At 75.5% G+C, this 20,979-nt stretch carries 9 protein-coding genes; 8 read left to right on the top strand and 1 reads right to left on the bottom strand.

Annotated features, from left to right (window positions below):
• The first annotated feature begins 34 nt into the window (after positions 1 to 34).
• The 8 genes from QMQ26_RS08370 (at position 35) to QMQ26_RS08335 (ending at position 17,779) form a co-directional block, all read left to right on the top strand.
• Complete coding sequence (locus QMQ26_RS08370) at positions 35 to 5,140, top strand: non-ribosomal peptide synthetase (RefSeq protein WP_282205267.1); 5,106 nt, start codon at positions 35 to 37, stop codon at positions 5,138 to 5,140.
• On the top strand, positions 5,137 to 7,113 hold the full coding sequence (locus QMQ26_RS08365; protein ID WP_282205266.1) for a condensation domain-containing protein: 1,977 nt from the start codon (positions 5,137 to 5,139) through the stop codon (positions 7,111 to 7,113). The genes QMQ26_RS08370 and QMQ26_RS08365 overlap by 4 nt, the downstream gene beginning before the upstream one ends.
• Complete coding sequence (locus tag QMQ26_RS08360; RefSeq protein WP_318552268.1) at positions 7,029 to 9,605, top strand: MupA/Atu3671 family FMN-dependent luciferase-like monooxygenase; 2,577 nt, start codon at positions 7,029 to 7,031, stop codon at positions 9,603 to 9,605. The genes QMQ26_RS08365 and QMQ26_RS08360 overlap by 85 nt, the downstream gene beginning before the upstream one ends.
• Positions 9,602 to 13,882, top strand: coding sequence for a type I polyketide synthase (locus QMQ26_RS08355; protein WP_282205265.1), 4,281 nt, complete (start codon positions 9,602 to 9,604; stop codon positions 13,880 to 13,882). Before QMQ26_RS08360 ends, QMQ26_RS08355 begins: the two co-directional genes overlap by 4 nt.
• Position 13,883: 1 nt before the next feature.
• Entirely contained in the window at positions 13,884 to 15,119 is a 1,236-nt protein-coding gene (locus QMQ26_RS08350) for a metal-dependent hydrolase family protein (protein WP_100835538.1), read from the top strand.
• A gap of 159 nt (positions 15,120 to 15,278) precedes the next feature.
• A complete protein-coding gene (locus QMQ26_RS08345; RefSeq protein WP_100835537.1) occupies positions 15,279 to 15,470 on the top strand; it encodes an MbtH family protein in 192 nt (63 codons plus the stop codon).
• Between the two features lie 39 nt (positions 15,471 to 15,509).
• Entirely contained in the window at positions 15,510 to 16,127 is a 618-nt protein-coding gene (locus QMQ26_RS08340; RefSeq protein WP_100835536.1) for an NADPH-dependent FMN reductase, read from the top strand.
• On the top strand, positions 16,124 to 17,779 hold the full coding sequence (locus QMQ26_RS08335; RefSeq protein WP_282205264.1) for an acyl-CoA carboxylase subunit beta: 1,656 nt from the start codon (positions 16,124 to 16,126) through the stop codon (positions 17,777 to 17,779). The genes QMQ26_RS08340 and QMQ26_RS08335 overlap by 4 nt, the downstream gene beginning before the upstream one ends.
• A gap of 127 nt (positions 17,780 to 17,906) precedes the next feature.
• Here QMQ26_RS08335 and QMQ26_RS08330 read toward each other — a convergent pair whose 3' ends face one another.
• Positions 17,907 to 20,828 carry a helix-turn-helix transcriptional regulator gene (locus QMQ26_RS08330; RefSeq protein ID WP_282205263.1) on the bottom strand — a complete coding sequence of 974 codons (2,922 nt, stop codon included), beginning with the start codon at positions 20,826 to 20,828 and terminating at the stop codon, positions 17,907 to 17,909.
• Positions 20,829 to 20,979: the final 151 nt, after the last annotated feature.

Below are 20,979 nucleotides of genomic sequence, written 5' to 3'. Positions count from 1 at the left end.
GGTGAAGTCCCGACACCAGGGGGAACGCGCACAGATGGAAGCACGGAATCCGTTTTTCCTCGACGTCTTCGACGGCCTGGCCGCGAGAATGCCCGACGCCGTGGCGGTCGAGTTCCGCGGCACCCGGCTGACCTACCGCGAACTGGCCGACCGGGCCGGGGCGCTGGCCGCCGAACTGGCCCGGCAGGGGGTGGAGCGGGGCGCCGTGGTCGGCATCGCCACCAGGCCCTCGCTCGACCTCCCGGTGGCCGTCCTCGCCGTGCTGCGCACCGGCGCCGCCTGGCTGCCGCTCGACCCCGCCTACCCGGCCGACCGGCTCGCCCACATGGCCGCCGACGCCCGCCTGGAGCTGGTCGTCGGCGACGCCGGGCTGCCCGGCCCGGCGCCCGTCCCGGACGTCCGGACGATCGACCCGGCGCAGGGCTCCGACCCGGCCGGCCCCCGGGCGGCCGTCGAGGACGGGCAACTGGCGTACGTCATCTACACCTCCGGCTCCACCGGCCGCCCCAAGGGCGTGGCCCTGCTCCAGCGCGGCCTGGCCAACCTGATCGCCGCCCAGGCCGAGGCGTTCGGCGCCGGCCCCGGCCACCGCGTCCTGCAGTTCGCCCCCACCAGCTTCGACGCCTCGGTGTTCGAGACGGTGATGGCGCTGGCCACCGGCGCCACCCTGGTGCTCGCCCCGCGCGAGGACATCGCCCCCGGCCCCGGGCTCGGCGACTTCCTGCGCGAGCGGCGGATCAGCCACCTCACCGTGCCGCCGTCCGTGCTCGCCACCCTGCCCGACACCGACCTGCCCGACCTGGAGGTGCTGGTCTGCGCCGGCGAGGCGCTCCCCGAGCCGCTCGCCGAACGCTGGCTGCCCGGCCGCCGGATGTTCAACGCCTACGGCCCCACCGAGACCACCGTCTGGGCCACCGTCGCCGAACTCGCCCCCGGCGGCGGCAAGCCGTCGATCGGCCGCGCCATCGCCGGCGCGCACACCGCCGTCGTCGACGCGGAGCTGCGCCCGGTGCCCGACGGCACCCCCGGCGAACTGCTGGTCGGCGGCCTCGGCGTCGCCCGCGGCTACCTGCACCGCCCCGACCTGACCGCCGAGCGCTTCGTCCCCGACCCGGACGGCGGGCGGCCCGACGCGCTGCGCTACCGCACCGGCGACCTGGTGGTCCGCCGCCCGGACGGCGACCTGGAGTTCCTCGGCCGGATCGACCACCAGGTGAAGATCCGCGGCTTCCGGATCGAACCCGACGAGATCGCCCGCCGGCTCGCCGAGCACCCCGACGTCGCCGACAGCGTGGTCACCGCCCCCGACCTGGGCGCCGGACCCCGGCTGGTCGGCTACGCCGCCCCGGCCCCGGGCGCCGTCCTCGACCCCGCGCGGCTGCGCGCCCACCTCGCCGCGCTGCTGCCCGCGCACATGGTGCCCGACACCGTGCTGGTGCTGGAGCGGATGCCGCTCACCCCCAGCGGCAAGATCGACCGCGAGGCGCTGCCGCTGCCGGGGCGCGCCGAGCCCCTCGACGCCGGGCAGGAGCCCGCCACGCCCACCGAACGGGCGCTGGCCGCGATCCTCGCCGACCTGCTGGCGGTCGACCGGGTCGCCCGCGACGACGACTTCTTCGCGCTCGGCGGCCACTCCCTGCTGGCCGGCCGGCTGGCCTCCCGCGTCCGCTCCGAACTGCACCGCGAACTGCCGCTGCGGCAGATCCACGAGGCCCGCACCGTCGCCGCGATGGCCGCCCACCTCGACTCCCCGGACGCCGCGCCCGCCGTCCCGCGGATCACCGCCGCCGCCGACCGGGCGCTGGGCGTGCCGGTGCCGCTCTCCTTCCCGCAGGAGCGGATCTGGTACCTGGAGGAGCTGGCCCCCGGCAACCTCGCCTACAACGCCCAGGCCACCATCCGGCTGCGCGGCCCGCTCGACCCCGCCGCGCTGAACGCCACACTCACCGAGATCGTCCGCCGGCACGACGTGTTCCGCACCGCCTTCCGCGCCGTCGACGGACAGCCCCGGCAGATCCCGCTCGCCCCGATGGACGTCGACCTGCCGCTGCACGACCTCAGCGACGAGCCCGACGAGGCCGCCCGCGAGAAGCGCGCCGAGGAGATCGTCCGGCGCACCGTCGACGCCCCCTTCGACCTGGCCGCGCCGCCGCTGGCCCGCTGGGTGCTGATCCGGCACACCGCCGAGGACCACACCCTGGTGCACGTCGAGCACCACCTGGTGCACGACGGCTGGTCGTACGCGCTGTTCCTGCACGAGCTCCAGGACATCTACCCGGCGCTCGCCGCGGGCCGCCCCTCCCCGCTGCCCGAGCCGCCGATCGGCTACACCGACTTCTCCCGCTGGCAGCGCGCGTGGCTGCAGGGCGCGGTGCTGGACGGCTACCTCGACCACTGGACCCGCGAACTCGCGGGCGTCCCGGCCGCGTTGGAGCTCGCCACCGACCACCCGCGGCCCGCCGACCAGTCCTTCGCCGGGGCCGCCGTCCGGATCGACCTGCCGTCCGGCCTGGCCCGCGCGCTGCGCAGCCACGCCCGCTCCCGCGGCGTCACCCTGTACACCGCGATGCTCACCGGCTTCGCCGCCCTGATGTCCCGCTACAGCGGCCAGCACGACCTGGTGGTCGGCACCGGCATGGCCAACCGCCGGCTCGCCGAGATCGAGCAGATGATGGGCATGGTCGTGAACACCGTGCCGCTGCGCGTCGACCTCTCCGGCGCCCCCGGCTTCGACCTGCTCGCCCAGCGGGTGCACGCCACCGCCGGCCGCGCCCACCAGTGGCAGGACACCCCGCTGGACCGGCTGGTCGAGGCGCTCGACCTGCCCCGCGACCCGTCCCGCAACCCGCTGTTCCAGGTCATGTTCAGCTTCCACGACTCGCAGCTGCCCGACCTGGAGTTCGCCGGCCTGAGCGGCAGCGTCCTGGAGCGGCACAACGGCTCCGCCAAGACCGACCTGAACGTGGTCGTGCTGCCCCGCGCCGAGCAGCGGGCCGGCCACGGCGTGGCCGACGACGACGCCCCGATCACCCTGATCTGGGAGTACGCCACCGACCTGTTCGAGCCGGAGACCGTCCGCCGGATGGTCGGCCACTACTTCACCCTGCTGGCCGCCGCCCTCGACGACCCCGAACTGCCCTACGACCGGCTCGACCTGCTCCCGGAGGCCGAGCGCCGCCGGGTGCTCGACGCCGCCGCCGGGCCCGCCACCGCCTACGGCGCCGACCGCACCATCGGCGGCCTGTTCGCCGAACAGGCCGCCCGCCACCCGGACAAGGTCGCGCTGGTGTACGGCGAGCGCTCCGCCACCTACCGGGAGCTGGACGAGGAGTCCAACCGGATCGCCCACCTGCTGCGCCGGCGCGGCGTCGGCCGGGACACCCCGGTGGGCGTCCTGCTGGAGCGCGGCGACCGGATGGTCACCGCCCTGCTCGCCGTCCTCAAGGCCGGCGGCGGCTACGTGCCGCTCGACCCCGGCTACCCGCGCGAGCGGATCGCCGCGATGCTCGCCGACACCGAGGCCCCCGTGGTGCTCACCCGCGCCGACCTGACCGGCCTGGTCCCGGCGGGCACCGCCGAGCCGCTCGCCCTGGACGCCCTGGCCGAGGAACTGGCCGCCGCCCCCGCCACCGCCCCCGAGACGGACGCCACCCCCGACGGCCTCGCCTACATCCTGTTCACCTCCGGCTCCACCGGCCGCCCCAAGGGCGTGATGGTCGAGCACCGCTCGGTGCTGCGGCTGGTCAGCGCGACGGACTACGTGGCGTTCGGGCCGGACGAGTGCTTCCCGCAGATCGCCGACGCCTCCTTCGACGCGCTGACCTTCGAGGTGTGGGGCGCGCTGCTGCACGGCGGCACCCTCGCGGTGATCGACACCGAGGAGGTGCTCACCCCCGGCGGGCTGGGCCGGGCCCTGCGCCGGCACGGCGCGACCAGCATGTTCATCACCTCCGCGCTGTTCACCGAGGTGATGGGCACCCACCCCGACACCTTCGCGGGCCTGCGCCACCTGCTGGTCGGCGGCGACGTGCTCAACCTCGCCCGAATCCGCCAGCTGCTGGAGCGCCCGGCCGACGGCCGCCCCGCGCACCTGCTGAACGGCTACGGGCCGACCGAGACCACCACCTTCGCGGTCTGCCACCCGATCCGCGACCTGCCCGCCGACGCCACCTCGGTGCCGATCGGCCGCCCGATCGCCAACACCACCGGCTACGTGCTCGACCGGCACCTGCGCCCCGTCCCGACCGGCGTCCCCGGCGAGCTGTACGTCGGCGGCCCCGGCGTCGCCCGCGGCTACGCCGGCCGGCCCGGGCTCACCGCCGAGCGCTTCCTGCCCGACCCGTTCGCCGCCGACGGCTCCCGGATGTACCGCACCGGCGACATGGTCCGCACCCGCCCCGACGGCAGCCTGGACTTCCTCGGCCGGGCCGACCACCAGGTCAAGATCCGCGGCTTCCGGATCGAACCCGGCGAGGTCGAGGCGGCCCTCGCCGCGCACCCCGCCGTCCGGCAGACCGCCGTCCTGGTCGACGACGCCCCCTCCGGACGCCGCCTGGTCGCCTACCTGGTCCCGGCCGACGCCCCGCTCCCGGTCGCCGAGCTGCGCGACTTCCTGGCCGCCGCGCTGCCGCCCTACCTGCTGCCCGCCGCGTACGTGCAGCTGCCCGCGATGCCGCTGACCGCCAGCGGCAAGATCGACCGCGCCGCGCTGCCGCCGGTCGGCGACCAGGACCTCGCCGCGGACGACCGGGTCGAGCCCCGCACCGCCACCGAGCGGGAACTGGCCGGGCTGGTCGCCGAACTGCTCGGGGTCGCCGCGATCGGCGCCACCGACGACTTCTTCGCCCTCGGCGGCAACTCGCTGCTCGCCATGCGCACCGTCGCCCGGGTCAACGAGCTGCACCGCACCGAGGTCCCGCTGCGCCGCTTCCTGCAACTGCCCACGGTCGCCCGGCTGGCCGCCGAGGTGGACGCCGCCCGGGCCGCCGCCGACACCCCGGCCGCCGACACCGACGGCGACGGCGTGCAGGCCCCGGCCGCCGGCTACGGCGAGGACCTGCTCGACCGGCTCCACGAACTGTCCGACGACGAGGTCGAGGCGCTGCTGCGCGACCTGGCCGAGAACGAGGTAGAGCGATGACGGCCACCACCCCCGACTCCCCGGACGCCCGCCGGGCGCTGCTCGCCGAACGGCTCCGGCAGCGCCTCGCCGAACAGCACCACCCGCTGTCCTTCCCGCAGCAGCGCCTGTGGTTCCTCGACCAGCTCGACCCGGACAACCCGGTGTACGTGGTGCCGATGGTCCACCGGATCACCGGCCCGCTGGACGCCGCGGCGCTGGAGCGCGCGCTGACCGCCGTGGTCCGCCGCCACCAGGTGCTGCGCACCGTGTTCCGCCCGGTCGACGGCGCCCCGCGCCAGTTCGTCCGCCCGGCCGAGCCGGTGCCCGTCCCGCTGGTCGACCTGCGCGGTCTGCCCGACCCGCTGGCCGAGGCCGAGCGGCTGGCCGAGGAGGAGGCCCGCCGCCCGTTCGACCTGGAGCAGGACCTGATGGTCCGCCCGCTGCTGCTGCGGCTGGACGCCGAGGAGCACTGGTTCTGCCTGAGCCTGCACCACATCGCCTGCGACGGCTGGTCGCTGGGCCTGCTCTCCGGTGAACTCTCGGCGCTGTACCGGGAGTTCACCGAGGGAACCGAGGCGGCGCTGCCCGCCCTGGAGACCCAGTACGCGGCCTTCGCCGAGCAGCAGCTGGCCCGGCTCGGCGGCGAGCCGCTGGCCGAGGCGCTCGACCACTGGCGCCGCCGCCTGGACGGCGCGCCCGCGCTGGCCACCCTGCCCGCCGACCGGCCCCGGCCGCCGCAGCAGAGCTACGCCGGCGCGCACCTCGACTTCCCGGTCGACCCGGCCACCGCCGACCGGGTGGACGCGCTGGCCCGGGCCTGCGGCGCCACCCCGTTCGCCGTGCTGCTGGCCGCGTTCGCCGCCCTGGCGCACGCCCACACCGGCGGCGAGGAGGTGATCGTCGGCTCGCCGGTGGCCGGCCGCGCCCGGGCCGAACTGCACCCGCTGATCGGCTTCTTCGCCAACACCGTGGTCCAGCGGATCGACGTCTCCGGCAACCCGGCCTTCCGCGACCTGGTGCTGCGCGCCCGGGACGAGAGCCGGGCCGCGGTGGCCCACCAGGACCTGCCGTTCGAGAAGCTGATCGAGGAGCTCAACCCGGTCCGCGACCCGGCCTACAACCCGCTGTTCCAGCTGATGGTCAGCTACCACGAGGGCGGCTCCGACGGCCTCGACCTGCCCGGCTGCACGGTCCGGATGGTGCCCGGCGACACCGCGAGCGCCAAGTTCGACCTGACGCTCAGCCTGACCCGCTCCGGCGAGCGGCTCACCGGACGGCTGGAGTACGCCACCGACCTGTTCGACGAGGCGACCGCGCAGGCCCTGACCGCCCAGTTCCGCACCGTGCTGGGCGCGGCCACCGCCGACCCGGACCTGCCGATCGGCCGGCTGCCGGTGCTCTCCGCCGAGGAGACCCGCCGGATCCTGCACGAGTGGAACCCGGCCCCGTCCGCCGCCCCGACGGCCCCGATCCACCGGCTGATCGCCGAGCAGGCCGCCCGCACCCCCGACGCACCCGCCCTGGTCGCCGCCGCCGATGACCCCGAACAGGCCATCAGCTACCGGGAGTTGGACGAGCGCGCCGAGCGCCTGGCGGCCCGGCTGCGGGCCCGCGGCGTGGGCCGGGACGTGGTGGTCGGCATCCACCTGGAGCGCTCGCCCGAGCTGGTGGTCGCGCTGCTCGCGGTGCTCAAGGCCGGCGGCGCCTACCTGCCGCTGGACCCGGCCTACCCGGCCGACCGGCTGGCGTTCATGGTCGAGGACTCCGGCACCCCGGTGATCGTCACCAGCGGCCCGCTCGCCCGCCGCCTCGCGGACGGCCCCGCCGCACTGCTGCGGATCGACCAGGACGACCAGGACGACCAGCACGACCAGCACGACCGGGCCGCTCCGGCCGCTCCGGCCCCCTGGAGGCCCCGGCCGAGGAGAGCCCCGACCAGCTCGCCTACGTCATCTACACCTCCGGCTCGACCGGCCGCCCCAAGGGCGTGATGCTCACCCACCGCAACGTGCGGACCTTCTTCAGCGGCATCGACCGGATGCTCGACGGCGACCCGCCGGCCGGCTGGCTGGCCGTCACCAGCGTCTCCTTCGACATCTCGGTGCTCGAACTGCTCTGGACGCTGGCCCGCGGCTACCGGGTGGTGCTCCGCGGCGACGAGCCGACCCCGGCCGAGGCCCGCGGCGGCGCCGCGGTCACCGCCGCGGTGCAGACCCGCCCGATCGAGTTCAGCGTGTTCTACTTCGGCGGCGACCAGGGCGGCGACCCGGAGGACGCCTACCGGCTGCTCACCGAGGGCGCCCGGTTCGCCGACCGCAACGGGTTCAGCGCGGTGTGGACGCCCGAGCGGCACTTCCACGAGTTCGGCGGCCTCTACCCCAACCCGGCGGTGACCGCCGCCGCCGTCGCCGCGATCACCGAGAACGTCGCGGTGCGGGCCGGCAGCGTGGTGCTGCCGCTGCACGACCCGCTGCGGGTCGCCGAGGAGTGGTCCGTGGTGGACAACCTCTCCGGCGGCCGGGTCGGGATGTCCATCGCCTCCGGCTGGCAGCCCGACGACTTCGTGCTCGCCCCGGAGAAGTACGCCGACCGCAAGAAGGTCATGATGACCGCGCTGGAGGAGGTGCGGCGGCTGTGGCGCGGCGAGCGCACCGTCCGCACCAACGGCGTCGGTGCCGAGACCGAGGTGCGGATCTTCCCCTCCCCGGTCCAGGCCGAACTGCCGGTCTGGGTCACCAGCGCCCGCAGCCCGGAGACCTTCCAGCTGGCCGGCGAGGCCGGCGCGGGCCTGCTCACCCACCTGCTCGGCCACAGCGCCGAACAGCTCGCCCGCAAGATCGAGCTGTACCGGGAGTCCTGGCGGGCCGCCGGCCACCCCGGCGACGGGCACGTCACCCTGATGCTGCACACCTTCGTCGGCACCGACCGGGACGCCGTCCGGGAGACCGTCCGGGCCCCGCTGTGCGCGTACATCAAGTCCTCGCTGGACCTGCTCTCCGGCCTCAGCCAGGCGCTCGGCAGCGACCTCGACCTGCGCGCGCTGCCCGAGGCGGAACTCGACCAGCTGGTCGAGCGCGCCTTCGAGCGGTTCTTCGAGACCTCCGCGCTGCTCGGCACCCCCGCCGACTGCGCCGACCAGGTCGACCGGATGAAGGCCGTCGGCGTCGACGAGGTCGCCTGCCTGATCGACTTCGGCGTCCCGCACCACGAGGTGCTCGACTCGCTGCCGCTGCTCGCCGAGGCCCGCGAACTCAGCGAGCAGCGCCGCCGCACCGCCCTGGCCGACGAGCCGATCGCCGCCCAGCTGACCCGCCACCGGGTGGCCGCCCTCCAGTGCACCCCGTCGGTGGCCGGCGTGCTCCAGCGCGAACCGGACTCCCGCGCCGCGCTGGCCGGCCTGGACCGGCTGCTGGTCGGCGGCGAGGCGCTGCCGCCCGCGCTGGCCGCCGAACTCGCCGCCCTGCTGCCCGGCCGGGTGCACAACATGTACGGGCCCACCGAGGCCACCGTCTGGGCCACCACCGCGCGGGTCGGCGCCGACGGGCCGGTCGCCATCGGCCGCCCGCTGGCCAACGTCCGCGCCTACGTGGTGGACCCGCACCTGCGGCCGGTCCCGGACCGGGTGCCCGGCGAACTGCTGCTCGGCGGCCCCGGCATCGCCCGCGGCTACCTCGGCCGGGCCGCGCTCACCGCCGAGCGCTTCGTCCCGGACCCGTTCTCCGGCGAGCCCGGCGCCCGGCTCTACCGCACCGGCGACCTGGTCCGCCGCCGCCCCGACGGCGAACTGGAGTTCCTCGGCCGGCTCGACCACCAGGTCAAGGTGCTCGGCCACCGGATCGAGCTCGGCGAGATCGAGGCCGTGCTGGCCGCCCACCCCGAGGTCACCGAGGCGGTCGCCACCGTCCGCGGCAGCGGGGACCACGGCCGGCTGGTCGCCTACTGCGTGCCCGCCGCCCGCGGCGAGGACGCCGAACCGCCGACCGCCGCCGCGCTCAAGGCGCACGCCGCGCTCACCCTGCCCGACTACATGGTCCCCGCCGACCTGGTGCTGCTCGACGCCCTGCCCCGCACCCCCAACGGCAAGGTGGACCGCCACCGGCTGCCCGACCCGCAGGCCCGCCCCGCCACCGCCTACCAGGCCCCCGGCAGCGACCTGGAGCGGCAGGTCGCCGAGGTGTTCGCGGCCGTCCTGCGCGCCGAACGGATCGGCGTCGAGGACAACTTCTTCGAGTCCGGCGGCAACTCGCTGCTCGCCGTCCAGGCCAGGAGCCGGCTCCAGCCGGTCCTCGGCGACACGCTCTCCCTGGTCGACCTGTTCCGCTACCCGACCGTCCGCACCCTGGTCGCCGCCCACGAGGGCGCCGACCGGCGGCGCGCCGAACGGGAGCAGGACATCGAGCAGGTCCGCGAGGCGGCCGGCCGGCGCGCCGCCGCCCTCGCCCGCCAGGCCCGGCTGCGCCGTGATCGGAAGGACGCGCGATGACCAGTCCGCAGCAACCGCAGGCCCCCGAGGAGTACGAGGTCGAGCCGGTCGCCGTGGTCGGCATGGCCTGCCGGGTGCCCGGGGCCGACACCGTCGACGGGTTCTGGCGCAACATGCGCGACGGCGTCGAGTCGATCACCCGCTTCACCCGGGAGGAACTGCTCGCCGCCGGCGTCGACCCGGCCACCGCCGACGACCCGGACTACGTCCCCGCCGCCGGGTACCTCCCGGAGGCCGACGCCTTCGACGCCGCCTTCTTCGGGTTCAACGCCCGCGAGGCGGAGACCATGGACCCGCAGCACCGGGTGTTCTGCGAGACCGCCTGGCAGGCCGTCGAGGACAGCGGCCACGACCCGGCCCGGTTCACCGGGGAGGTCGGCGTGTTCGCCGGCACCTTCATGAACAAGTACCTGATGGCCAACCTCTCCACCAACGCCCGCTTCCAGCGCTCCCCGATGGCCCCCGTCGCCCGGATGTTCAACGACAAGGACTTCCTGGCCACCCGGGTCGCCCACACCATGGACCTCACCGGGCCCGCGCTGACCGTGCAGACCGCCTGCTCCACCTCGCTGGTCGCCACCCACCTGGCCTGCCAGTCGCTGCTCAACTACGAGTGCGACACCGCGCTGGTCGGCGGCGTGGCGATCAACCTGCCGCTGAAGAGCGGCTACCCCGCCGCCGACAGCGGCCTGTTCAGCGCCGACGGCCACTGCCGCCCGTTCGACGCCGACAGCGGCGGCACCGTGCCCGGCAACGGCGCCGTGGTGCTGGTGCTGCGCCGGCTCAGCGAGGCGCTCGCCGACCGCGACCACGTCTACGCGGTGATCCGCGGCTCCGCGATCAACAACGACGGCTCGCTGAAGGCCGGTTACGCGGCCCCCAGCGTCGACGGCCAGTCCCGGGCGGTCGCCGCCGCCCTCGCGGTGGCCGGCGTCGACCCCGCCACCGTCGGCTACGTCGAGACGCACGGCACCGCCACCCGGGTCGGCGACCCGATCGAGGTCACCGCCCTCACCCAGGCGTTCGACTCGCCCGGCACCCGGCCCGGCCAGTGCGCGCTCGGCTCGGTCAAGGCCAACATCGGCCACCTGGACGCCGCGGCCGGCGTCGCCGGACTGATGCGCGCCGCCCTGGCCGTGCACCACGCGGTGATCCCGCCGACCGCCAACTTCACCACCCCCAACCCCGACCTGGCCCTGGAGCGCACCCCGTTCCACGTCCCGGCCGAGGCCGCCGACTGGCACACCGACGGCACCCCGCGCCGGGCCGGCGTCAGCTCCTTCGGCGTCGGCGGCACCAACGCCCACGTCGTCGTCGAACAGGCCCCCGCCCCCGCCGAGCGCCCCGGGCGGGCCCGGGCCTGGCAGCTGCTGCCGCTGTCCGCGCACACCAAGGAGGCCGCCGACCGGGCCGCCGAACGGCTCGCCGACCACCTGGCCGGCCCCGGCGCCGCCGCCCCGCTCGCCGACACCGCCTTCACCCTCCAGGACGGCCGCCGGGCCTTCCCGGTGCGCCGCTTCGCGGTCTGCACCGACCCCGCCGACGCGGTCGCCGTGCTGCGCGGCGCCGAACCCGAGCGGCTCACCACCCGCACCGTCCGCGGCGGCCGCCAGGAGGCGGTGTTCACCTTCCCCGGCGGCGGCATGCAGCACCCCGACATGGGGCTGGACGTCTACCGCTCCGAGGAGGTGTTCCGCGCGGAGGTCGACCGCTGCGCCGCGCTCCTCGAACCCCGGCTCGGCTACGACCTGCGCCGGCTGCTCTTCCCGTCCGCCTTCACCCCGCTGGAGGGCCGCGAACTGCGCGGCGGCGCCGCCACCATGGGCCGCGACCAGGGCGCCGGGGTGATCTCCTCGCTGTTCACCGTCGAGTACGCGCTGGCCCGGCAGCTGACGGCCTGGGGCGTGCGGCCCGCCGCCCTGCTCGGCCACAGCCTCGGCGAGTACGTCGCGGCCTGCCTGGCCGGGGTGTTCTCGCTGGAGGACGCGCTGGAGATCACGCTGGCCCGCGGCGAGCTGTTCGCCGCCATGGAGCCCGGCCGGATGCTGGTGGTCCAGCAGCCCGAGGCGCTGCTCGCCCCCCGGCTCGGCGCGCGGATCTCGGTCTCCGCCGTCAACGCCCCCGACCTGACCGTGGTCGCCGGGCCGGACGCGGACATCGCCGCGCTGCTCACCGAACTGCGCGCCGAGGGCGTCGACTGCCGCAAGGTCAGCGTCCCGGTCGCCAGCCACTCCTGGATGGTCGAGCCGCACCTGCCCGAGTTCACCCGCCGGGTCTCCGCCCTGACCCTGTCCGCCCCGCGGCTGCCGGTCGTCTCCAGCGTCACCGGCCGCCCGCTGACCGCCGCCGAGGCCACCGACCCCGGCTACTGGGCCCGCCACCTGCGCCAACCCGTCCGGTACGCCGACGGCCTGCGCACCGCCCTGGACCGGCCCGGCCGGGTCCTGCTGGAGGTCGGCCCGGGCCGGGCGCTCACCGCGCTCGCCGCCGCCCAGCGGCTGGCCCCCGCCCCGGTGGCGATCCCCACCATGGGCCTGCCGCGCGACCCGGTGCCCGACCTGGCGCACCTGGTCACCGCCGTCGGCCGGCTCTGGCAGCAGGGCGTCGAGGTCGACTGGCCCGCCTTCCACGGCCCCGCCGACCCGCGCCGCGTCCCGCTGCCCGGCTACCCGTTCGAGCGCGCCCGGCACTGGGTCGAACCCGGCCGCAGCGCCCTGGCCGAACCCGCCGCCGCCGAACCGGACACCGCCGCCCGGGACACCGACCCGGACACCGCCGCCACCGCCCCGGCGCAGCCCGACGACGCGCCCCGCACCCCGCGCGAGCTCCAGGTCGCCCGGATCTGGTGCGACCTGCTCGGCCTCGAACGGATCGGCGTCGACGAGGACTTCTTCGACCTCGGCGCGCACTCCCTGATGGTCACCCAGGCCACCCGCCAGCTGCGCCGCTCCGGCATCTCCACGCTCTCCGCCCGGGACGTGCTGCGGGCCTCCTCGGTCGCCGCGCTCGCCGCCCTGGTCGACCGCCTCGCCGACGGCGCCGCCGCGGCCCCGCCGGCCGGCCCGGTGCTGGAGGACGAGGTGCGGCTCGACCCGGCGATCACCGCCGAGGGACTGCCGCCGCTCCAGGACGGCCCGCCGCGCACCGTGCTGCTCACCGGCGCCACCGGCTTCGTCGGCGCGTTCCTCTGCGCCGAACTGCTGGCGAGCACCGACGCCACCGTGCTCTGCCTGGTCCGGGCCGCCACCGAGGCCGAGGGCGAGGAGCGGCTGCGCGCCGTGCTGGACTCCTACGGCCTGCCGCAGCCCGCCGCCCGCCGGCTGCGGGTGGTCACCGGCGACCTCGCCCAGCCGCTGCTCGGCCTCGGCGCGGAGCGCTTCGCCGCCCTCGCCGAGCAGGTCGACACCGTCCTGCACTGCGGCGCCTGGGTCAACTTCGTCCGCCCCTACCGGGCGCTGAAGGCGTCCAACGTGCTCGGCACCCAGGAGGTGCTGCGGCTGGCCACCACCGCCCGGCTCAAGCCCGTCCACTACGTCTCCACCCTCGCCGTGCTGGCCGGCGCGGTGGTCGGCGGCGCCACCCTGATCCGCGAGGACGACCCGCTGCCGCCGCCGGTCGGCCACGACACCGCGTACAGCCAGAGCAAGTGGGTCGCCGAGGGCCTGATCGCGCTGGCCCGCGAACGCGGCGTCCCGGTCGCCGTGCACCGGGCCGGCGCGGTGCTGCCCGACAGCCGCAACGGCGCCGCCAACAGCGAGGACTACGTCACCAAGGTGATCCAGGGCTGCGTCCAGCTCGGCCTGGCCCCGCTGCGCCGCTACCCGCTGGCGGTCGGCACCGTCGACCACACCGCCCGGCAGGTCGTCCAGCTGCTGGCCGACCCCAAGTCGCCGGGCCGCACCTTCCACACCATCAGCCCCGACACCCTGGAGTGGAACGAGATCTTCGACCGGATGCGGGAGTTCGGCTTCCCGGTCCGCAGCGTCCCGTTCCACGAGTGGCGCGACGCGCTGATCGACCAGGTCGACCGGGACGGCGAGGACAGCGCGCTCGCCCCGCTGATGGCGATGATCGGCGAGACCCCCGACCGGGCGATGCCGGTCATGGACAGCGCCAACACGCTGGCCCTCACCGACCCGCGCACCTGCGCCGCCCCGCCCCTGGACGCCGACTACTTCGCCCGGATGCTCGGCTTCTTCGTCCGCCGGCGCCTGCTGCCCGCGCCCGCCGACGCCGACGCCGACCGGGACCCGCAACCCACCACCACGGAGAACTGACATGGCCCTGCTCCTGACCGGCGCCACCATGATCGACGGACTCGGCGGCGACCCCGTCGCGCGCGCCTCGGTCCTGGTGGAGGACGACAAGATCGCCGGGATCGGCGTCGACGGCCCGGCCGGGGACGCCGACCTGGTCGACCTCAGCGGCCTCACCCTGCTGCCCGGCCTGATCGACGCCCACGTGCACATCGGCCACTCCAGCGAGATGCGCGCCGTGCTCAACCTGGAGGTCTCGGTCGCCGAGCGCGCCGCCGACATCTTCCGCACCCTGCGCGAGACCATCGACGCCGGCTTCACCGCCGTCCGCGACTGCGGCGGCATCGACCACGGCGTGCTGCGCACCGTCGGCCGCGGCCTGGTGCCCGGCCCGCGGATCTGGGCCTCCGCCTCGCCGCTGGTCCAGTGCGGCGGCCACGGGCACCTGGGCTCGCCGTTCGCCCCGCCGGACGACAGCTTCCACTTCCGGGTCCGCGGCCTGACCGCCGTCGGCCGGATCTCGGACGGCTGCGACGAGGTCCGCAAGGCCGCCCGCGAGTGCTTCCGGCAGGGCGCCACCTTCCTCAAGATGGCCGTCACCGGCGGCGTGGTCTCCATCGCCGACTCCCTCGACGACACCCAGTTCACCGTCGAGGAGATCGCCACCGCCGTCACCGAGGCCAAGGCCCGGCACACCTACGTGACCGTGCACGCCCACAACGTGCACGGCATCCACAACGCGGTCAAGGCCGGCGTGGAGTGCGTCGAGCACGGCACCGGCATCGACGAGGAGACCGCCGCGATGATGGCGGCCGGCCGGGTCAACCTGGTCCCGACCCTGGCCATCGCCAAGGTGCTCGAGGAGAACTTCGACCAGCACGGCCTGCCGCCGCAGATCCGCGAACGGGTCGGCGACACCATGCAGGGCATGATCGACGGCCTGCTCGCCGCCCGCGAGGCCGGCGTGCTGATCGGCTCCGGCTCCGACCTGATCGGCCCCAAGCAGGACCGCCGCGGCCTGGAGATCGCCCTCAAGGCCAAGGTCCTCGGCGCCGCCGAGGCGATCCGCTCGGCCACCTCGGTCAACGCCAAGATCATGCGGGTCGACGACCGGATCGGCTCGATCGAGACCGGCAAGCTGGCCGACCTGATCGCCGTCGACTTCGACCCGCTGGCCGAGCCCGAGCTCTTCGACGACCCCAGCCGGGTGGTCCTGGTGGTCAAGGGCGGCCGGATCGTCAAGGACACCCGCAAGTAGCACCCGACCGCCGGGCGGCCCCGCGCCGCCCGGCCGCGCCGGTGCCCGCACCCGCGATAGCAACCGCGCCGGTGCCCGCACCCGCACCCGCACCCGCGACAGGAACCGCACCGGCGGCGGCACCCGCCGCCGCAGCCGCGACGAGAGAGGCAGCCCACCGTGTCCGACAGCACGCCCGAGTACCTGGTCGTGGTCAACCACGAGAACCAGCACTCCATCTGGGAGGCCGCCCTGCCGGTCCCCGCCGGCTGGACCCCCGAAGGCTTCACCGGCCCCAAGGAGGACTGCCTGGCCCGCATCGAGGAGGTGTGGACCGACCTGCGCCCGCGCCGCCCGCGCACCCACGCCTGAACACCGTCCCGTCCGGGGGACGGGGGAGGAGACGAGCAGATGGTTGACTGGACGGCCGCGACCCGGCCACCGCTGGTGATCGGCATCGGAGGCACCGGCAGACCGGACTCGACGACCGAGCGCGCGCTGCGCCTCGCGCTGGACGGCGCCGCCCGGGCCGGCGCCGAGGTGCGGACGTTCGGCGGCGAGGACCTCGGCCGACTGCCGGTGTTCGTCCCCGGCCGCGGCGAACCCACCGCCGCCACCCGGGAGTTCCTCGACCAGGTGGCCCGGGCCGACGGCTTCGTGCTGGCCAGCCCGAGCTACCACGGCGGGGTCGCCGCCCTGGTCAAGAACGCCCTCGACCACCTGGAGGAACTGCGCCACGACCCGCGCCCCTACCTGGACGGCCGGGCGGTCGGCTGCGTGGTCACCGCGGCCGGCTGGCAGACCGGCGGCGGCACCCTGGCCTCGCTGCGGGCCACCGTGCACGCCCTGCGCGGCTGGCCCACCCCGCTCGGCATCACCGTCAACTCGGCCGAGCAGAAGCTGCGCGACGACGGCACCGAGGCCGACCGGCGCTGCCTCGAACAGCTCGCCCTGGTCGGCCGCCAGGTCGCCGAGTTCGCGCTCGGCCGCTCCTTCGCCCCCCGGGCCGCGGCGGGAGCCGCCCGATGAGCACCGAGACCGCGACCCCGGCGGCGACCGCGACCCCGGCCGCCGCCGCGCCCGCTTCCCCGGCCACCGCGGAGGCCCCCGCCCCCGCCGGGCGGCCGACCACCGCGCAGCGGATCGCCGAGCACCTGGCCCGCCGCGAGGAGGCCCGCCGCCCCGGCTCGCCGCGGGCCGCCCGCCGCCGCCGGGCGCTGGGCAAGTTCACCGCCCGGGAGCGGATCGAGCTGCTGCTCGACCCCGGCTCCTTCCTGGAGACCGACCCGCTGGTGCGCCACCGCTCCACCAACTTCGGCCTGGAGGCCAACCGCCCGGCGGGCGACGGCGTGGTCACCGGGACGGGCACCGTCGACGGCCGCCCGATCTGCGTCTACGCCCAGGACGTCACCTCGCACAACGGCAGCGTCGGCGAGATGTTCGGCGTCAAGGTCGGCAAGCTGCTCGACCTGGCCATGCAGACCGGCTGCCCGGTGGTCGGCATCAACGACTCCAGCGGCGCCCGGCTCCAGGAGGGGGTGCTCGCGCTGGCCGCCTACGGCCAGGTGGCCCGCCGGGTGGTGACCGCCTCCGGGGTGATCCCGCAGATCTCGGTGATCATGGGCGTCTGCGCGGGCGGCGCGGTCTACACCCCGGCCGCCACCGACTTCGTGGTGATGGTCGAGCGGACCTCGCACATGTTCGTCACCGGCCCGGACGTGATCCGCTCGGTGACCGGCGAGAGCGTCGGCCTGGAGGAGCTCGGCGGCGCCGCCGTGCACGCCCGCCGCACCGGCAACGCGCACTACATGGCCACCGACGAGGAGGACGCCCTCCTCTACGTCAAGGAGCTGCTCTCCTTCCTGCCGAGCAACAACTGCGTGGACCCGCCGGTCTTCCCGGCCCCCGAGGCGTTGGAGGTGACCGCCGCCGACCTGGAGCTGGACGCCGTGATACCGGACGCGGTGGAGCAGGCGTACGACATGGCCGAGGTCCTCGACCGGATTCTCGACGACGGCGAACTGCTGGAGGTGCACCCGGAGTTCGCCCCGAACATCCTGTGCGGCTTCGCCCGGATCGAGGGCCGCAGCATCGGCGTGGTCGCCAACCAGCCGAAGTTCCTGGCCGGTTCGCTGGACATCGACGCGGCCGAGAAGGCGGCCCGCTTCGTCCGCTTCTGCGACGCCTTCAACCTGCCGATCCTCACCCTGGTCGACGTGCCCGGCTTCCTGCCCGGCACCGTGCAGGAGTACGCCGGCATCATCCGGCGCGGCGCCAAACTGGGCTTCGCCTACATCGAGTCGACCGTCCCGAAGGTCACCGTGATCGTCCGCCGGGCCTACGGCGGCGGCTACGCGGTGATGGGCTCCAAGGAGCTCGGCGCCGACCTGTGCCTGGCCTGGCCCACCGCCGAGATCGGCGTGATGGGCGCCCGCGGCGGTGTCGACGTGCTGTTCCACCAGCGGATCGCCGCCGCCGCCGACCCGGAGGCCGCCCGCCGCGAACTCACCGAGGAGTACGAACGGACCGTCATCAGCCCGTACGTGGCCGCCGAGCACGGCTGCATCGACGACGTGATCACCCCGTCCGAGACCAGGGTCTCGGTCGTCAAGGCCCTGCGCGCACTGCGCACCAAGCGAATGGCGCCGCCGTACAAGAAGCACAGCAACATTCCGCTCTGAGGGGGGAGTTGTGGGCGAGCCGCGGAGGAAGCAGCGGGCCTGTTCGGCACGGCGCCGTGCCGAACAGGCCCTGAACGCCAGACTGGAGACCTTCATCCAGCAGATCGCCGGCCTGCCGCCCGGCGCGCTAGGCCCGGTCCCCGGAGGAGGTCCCGACCCGCGGCCGGTCCACGGGCACCGGTTCCCCCTCCAGCCGTTCGCGAGTGATGATCGCCGAGACCGCCGCCCGGTTGGCCACGCCCAGCTTCGCGAAGACGTTGGACAGGTGCATCTCCACGGTCTTCTCGGAGATGTGCAGGCACTTGGCGATCTGACGGTTGGTCAGGCCGTCGCCGAGCAGCCCGGCGATCTGGCGCTCCCGGCCGGTCAGCGCGGTGACCGTCCGCTCTGAGTCGCCCGGCCTGGTCCGGGGCGCCCCGGCCGCCAGCCGGCGGCGCTCCGAACGGGCGGCCCGGGCCAGCACCGGGGCGCCCAGCTGGTTCAGCGCCGACTCGGCGGACTTCAGCTCCCGCCCGGCCTCCTCGTGCCGGCCCTGCTGCCACAGCGCCGCCCCCAGCACCACCCGGGCCCGCAGCGCGTCCAGCGACCGGCCGGCCAGCTCCAGGCCCTGCACGGCCTGCTGCGCGGTCGGCACCGCGTCCTCCCGCTGGCGGGCCAACAGCACGTGCGCGCGGGCGAGTTCGGCCAGTGCGTAGCGGCCGGGCTTGTCCAGCCGGGCCGCCGCCGCCCAGGCCCGGTCGGCCCAGACCCGGGCCGCCTCGGGCTGCCCCAGGGCCAGCTCCGCCCGGGTCAGCAGCTCGTACCAGGAGACCCGGCTGCCCGCGTCGGCCTGCGGCAGGTCGGGCCCGCCGGCCTTCGCGATCAGTGCCAGGCAGCTCTCGGCGTCCCCGTTCAGCAGCTTCGCCTCGGACAGCGCCCGCAGCGCCATCATCTCCTTCCACCCGCCCGCCGACCGGGGCGGCTGCACGGTGGCCTTGCCGGCACTGGTCAGCGCCTCCACCCGGCGGCCCTGCGCGATGTCCACGTACGCCAGGATCGCGTACGAGTTGACCAGCGCCTCCGGGCTGCCGGACAGCTCGGCCAGGTACACCGCGTGCTCCGCGGTGGAACGCGCCTCGGCCAGCCGGGCCCGCTCGCACAGCACGTACGCCTGCCCGGCCAGCAGGTGCGGCAGGAACAGCCGCGAACCGGACCGGGTGGCGAACTCGGCGCCCTTGTGGAAGTGCCGCAGCGCGTCGTTCCAGCGCTCCAGCAGCACGCCGCTCCAGCCGATCCACACGGTGGCGTCCAGGCTCTGCGCCAACTCGCTGTCCAGCATGCTGTCCAGCGTCGCGGTGGCGCTCGCGTGGTGGTCCAGCGCGGGCGCCGGCCGGCCGACCGCGCTGGCGGCCATCGCCATCACGCCCAGCGCGGAGGCCTGCAACGGCCGGTGCCGGAGCTGGGCGGCGATGGCCAGCACCTCCTCGGCGGCCCGGTAGGCGCCGTCCGGGTCGCCGCGGTGCAGCAGCCCGGTGGACACCTCGAACTTGAGCATCGCGCAGGCCGGGGTGACCTCCTCGCCGAGCGCCTCCAGCTCGCGGTGCAGCAGCGCGGCGGTCTCCTCCGGGCGGCCCAGCAGCCGCTGCACCTTGGCGACCGAGGCGACCGCGACGGCGTGCTCGGCCAGGTCCCCGGTGGGGAGCATCTCCAGGGCCTGGTGCATCAGGTGGCGGGAGTCCAGCAGCCGCCCGGACAGCGCCTGCGCCTCGGCCAGTTGCAGCATCAGCCGGCCCCGCTGCGGGTCGTGCCCGGGCCCCTGCGGCAGCGCGTGCAGCGCGGTGGTGAGCCAGGCGCAGGTGGCGTCCGGGTCGTCCAGCGAGACGGCCCGGGCGGCGCTCTCCAGCAGGCCGATCGCCTCCTGGTCGCCGTAGGCGGTGCACTGCTCGACGTGCGGGGCCCGCTCCATCGCGGACGCCCCGCGGGCGCACAGCGCCGCGTCGGCCCGGCCGTGCATGCCGACCCGCCAGCTCAGTTCGCTGTTGTGGTAGACCGAGCGGCGCACCACCGGGTGCCGGAAGGCGAAGTACTGGCCGGGGACGACCGGCCGGATCAGGTCGCGCCGGATCAGCTCGCCGATCGCCATCAGCACCGTCGCCGACGACAGGCCGAGCAGCTCGGCGACCAGGCCCACCTCGAACTCGTCGCCCAGCACCGCCGCGGTCTCCGCCACGCCCCGGGTCTCCGGGGCCAGCGGGGCGATCTCCTTGTCGAAGGCCACGTAGCAGTCCGAGCGGGACGGCTGCGGGGTCAGGCCGCCGTCCAGCGGGGCGGTCGAGACCGCCTGCTCGGCCAGCAGCACCTTCAGGTACTCGGGGTTGCCGCCGCTCTCCCGGTGCAGCCGGCGGCGGGTGACCGAGGTGGCCACCCCGGCCAGCAGTTCGTCGTAGTCCTGCTCCAGCAGCGGTTCCAGGTGGAGGTGCTCGACCGGCATCTCCTTGGCCCGGCCGCCCAGGGCCCGCAGCAGCGCGCCGGTGTTCTGCCGGTCGCGGTACCCGAGGACGAACAGCGTCGACGGCCGGGGCGGGTGCCGTAACAGGTCGGCCAGGGTCTCGACGGACTGCGGATCGGCCATGTGCAGGTCGTCCATCACCAGGACCAGCGGGCCCGGCGGGTAGGCGTCCAGCGACCTGCGCACCACCTGGCCGCCCGACACCCCGGAGAGCCCGGGCAGCTCCTCCAGCCCGGTCATGCCCTCCGCGAAGGTGCCCAGCGGGATCTCCGAACGCTCCTCCGCGGTACGGAAACTGAGCACCACGGCCTCCGCGGCGCGGGCGATCCGGGAGAACTCGCCCAGCACCGTGCTCCGGCCCACGCCGGCGTCGCCGGTCACCTTGACCAGGGCCGTGCCCCCCCGGGCCACCAGCCGGTCCAACGCCCCGCCCAGCGCCTCCAGCACCCGGCCGCGCCCCACCAGGGGAGCGCCGTTCCGGGTCTGTGCCGGCTCCGCCCCGGCCACCGTCCGGCCGACGCCGGTTCGTCGGCGCCGGTGATCGTTCCCTGTGCTGCTCATACGACTCTCCCCGTAGGTCGTTTCGGCCACGTCGATCGAGCGCCTCCCGGTCCGTTCCGGCGGCCCGCACCTCCGGTACGGGAGGGAACCCCGGGGTTCGCCGGACCCGGGAACTCCGTACCCCAGGGTAATCCCCACTGCCCCGCCGCAC

It is taken from the genome of Kitasatospora fiedleri (assembly GCF_948472415.1).
GTDB lineage: Bacteria > Actinomycetota > Actinomycetes > Streptomycetales > Streptomycetaceae > Kitasatospora > Kitasatospora fiedleri.
This window is presented reverse-complemented; position numbering and strand designations above follow the sequence as displayed.

Excerpts from the sequence above, each read along its gene's own strand:
- QMQ26_RS08330 (WP_282205263.1), bottom strand. The coding sequence starts at position 20,828 with ATGAGCAGCACAGGGAACGATCACCGGCGCCGACGAACCGGCGTCGGC.
- QMQ26_RS08370 (WP_282205267.1), top strand. The coding sequence starts at position 35 with ATGGAAGCACGGAATCCGTTTTTCCTCGACGTCTTCGACGGCCTGGCC.
- QMQ26_RS08350 (WP_100835538.1), top strand. The coding sequence starts at position 13,884 with ATGGCCCTGCTCCTGACCGGCGCCACCATGATCGACGGACTCGGCGGC.
- QMQ26_RS08365 (WP_282205266.1), top strand. The coding sequence starts at position 5,137 with ATGACGGCCACCACCCCCGACTCCCCGGACGCCCGCCGGGCGCTGCTC.
- QMQ26_RS08335 (WP_282205264.1), top strand. The coding sequence starts at position 16,124 with ATGAGCACCGAGACCGCGACCCCGGCGGCGACCGCGACCCCGGCCGCC.
- QMQ26_RS08340 (WP_100835536.1), top strand. The coding sequence starts at position 15,510 with ATGGTTGACTGGACGGCCGCGACCCGGCCACCGCTGGTGATCGGCATC.
- QMQ26_RS08355 (WP_282205265.1), top strand. The coding sequence starts at position 9,602 with ATGACCAGTCCGCAGCAACCGCAGGCCCCCGAGGAGTACGAGGTCGAG.